This window comes from Paenibacillus sp. F024 (genome assembly GCF_057814255.1).
Genome location: NZ_JBVASZ010000079.1, coordinates 1 through 2,114, shown reverse-complemented (window position 1 = coordinate 2,114; position 2,114 = coordinate 1). Strand labels below are relative to the sequence as shown.

The 2,114-nt window shown below is 40.3% G+C and carries 1 protein-coding gene and 1 rRNA gene; one reads left to right on the top strand and one right to left on the bottom strand.

The window, feature by feature from the left end; all coding sequences use genetic code 11:
• A 16S ribosomal RNA gene (locus tag ACZYR9_RS27305) occupies positions 1-125 on the bottom strand; the annotation flags it as partial.
• A 579-nt stretch (positions 126-704) separates the two neighbouring features.
• Here ACZYR9_RS27305 and ACZYR9_RS27300 point away from each other — a divergent pair.
• Entirely contained in the window at positions 705-1,952 is a 1,248-nt protein-coding gene (locus tag ACZYR9_RS27300) for an ATP-binding protein (RefSeq protein ID WP_488981477.1), read from the top strand.
• The last annotated feature ends 162 nt before the right edge of the window (positions 1,953-2,114 follow it).

Here is a 2,114-nt window from a genome sequence, read left to right as displayed (position 1 = left end):
CAGGTTGCCTACGTGTTACTCACCCGTCCGCCGCTAACTTATCCCGAAGGATAAGTCCGCTCGACTTGCATGTATTAGGCACGCCGCCAGCGTTCGTCCTGAGCCAGGATCAAACTCTCCATTAAAGGTAATACTTTAATAGTAGAGAATTGATTGCTCAATTCGTTACTGACTTGCTTAATTTTGAAATCTCTTATTAAGATTTCGCACTCACTCGATGTTCAGTTTTCAAAGGACAATGTTGATGCTTAGTGTTTCACCGAACCGCTTGTCTCATTCGGCCGGAAGACCAATCTACCATATCTCCGTACCGTTTGGCAACTGTTTTTTTTATCCAATCTGAGGAACGAATCCTTTAGTCTAGAAGCTGTTTCAGTTGATCCATTTCGGAGTCACGGTTAGTTAATTTACCATATTCAATTTCATTTTGCAAGCATATTTTGTTTTCCAATCTTGGGAGCATCCGCAAGCTCAGAATAATCTTACTGCCTCGCAGCAGCTCAGGTGTAGTAATTTATCATATCCATTTAGAAAACGCAAGCAGAATATTTGCTCTTTGAATGTTCATCTATAGAAGATAAAAATAGTATAGCCGATTTTAAATTCAGTATAAACGCGTAATATGCCTAGCTAGAGGAATTCCTTCGATATTTGTAGAATTTTGATAATAGGCCCTCCAATTCAATTAGGAAGTGAAAGCACGAATGAACGTTGAAGTGATAAAGGACTTACTGATTAATCTGCTTTTTGTGATCCTGCCTATATACCTCTATTTATTATTGGGAAACAAGAATCCGCTCACTCCCATGAAAAAAAATGTGATTTTCGGAGCCATTGGAAGCATCCTCATTATTTTGTGCATGAATTTCCCGATTACCATTATTGAGAATCATATGTTTGATTTAAGACAAATTCCGTTCATTATCGGATTTTTGTATATGGGCAGAACTACGGGACTCATCTTGTTTATAACGATCGTCGTGACTCGAAGCTTCTGGGGCGGTTTGGGTTTTTATGGCGCTTTATTTGTGAACTCACTTTTAATGATCGCATTATTTTTGGTTCATTCCAAGTTCGCTTCCTTATCCGTTAAATCCAAATTTTTGCTTACTTCGGCCCTTACGTTGTTCTCTTCAATTTTAATCCATATCCATTTTATGCTGTTCGATAAGGCTAGTCCTTTGCTTTTATCCATTACCATGTACTTGTTTATCATTCAGTCCATCGGATTATTTATCATTATTTATTCCATTGAAAAAATGAAAAAGGATACACTTATCGAGAAAAATTTGCACAAAGCCGAAAAGGCCAATATTGTAAGCGAATTAGCGGCAGCGGTATCCCATGAAATCAGAAATCCGTTAACGGTGACCAAAGGTTTTTTGCAGTTAGTCCTCAGTCAGCCTTTGCCGGATAAAACGAAAGAATATCTGAAATTGGCACAAGAGGAGCTGGCTCATGCTGAAAGCGTGATCGGCGACTATCTGACCTTTGCCAAACCGTCCCTTGACAATCCTGCCGTACTCCATCTTCCTGATGAAATCGGCAAAATCGTCAAGCTTATAACACCATACGCCAATATGCAATCCATACAGATTTATTTTCACTGCCATAAGGAATCCAAGGTCATAGGCGAATCCCAAAAGTTTCACCAGTGCTTTTCCAATATCTTAAAAAATTCGATTGAAGCTATGCCCAATGGAGGCAGCATCAGGATTGAATTAACACAAAGAGATGATCAGAGCGTCATTACAATTATCGATACTGGCATCGGAATGACTCCGGAACAAATCCAGCGCTTGGGAGAGCCTTATTTTTCCACGAAAGAAAAAGGAACCGGTCTTGGCATGATGGTCGTTTTTGGAATTATCCGGTCCATGAGAGGCAAGCTTCAGGTGTCCAGCGAGATCGGCAAAGGTACGCAGTTTGTAATGGAGTTTCCTCTTGCATAGTCGGTGTACCTGCCGGCTCTAGAGTAAAGGACTGATTTTTTTTTTTTTCAGCCCCTCCTCATCAAACCGTACGTGAAGTTTTCCCTCATACGGCTTTCCGATGTTCGTCATTCATGCGCATGCGATTTACAAAAGCGTCTTTAGTCCATACATTTTGCAGAG

Coding starts and splice junctions, on each gene's coding strand:
- ACZYR9_RS27300 (WP_488981477.1), top strand. CDS start 705: ATGAACGTTGAAGTGATAAAGGACTTACTGATTAATCTGCTTTTTGTG.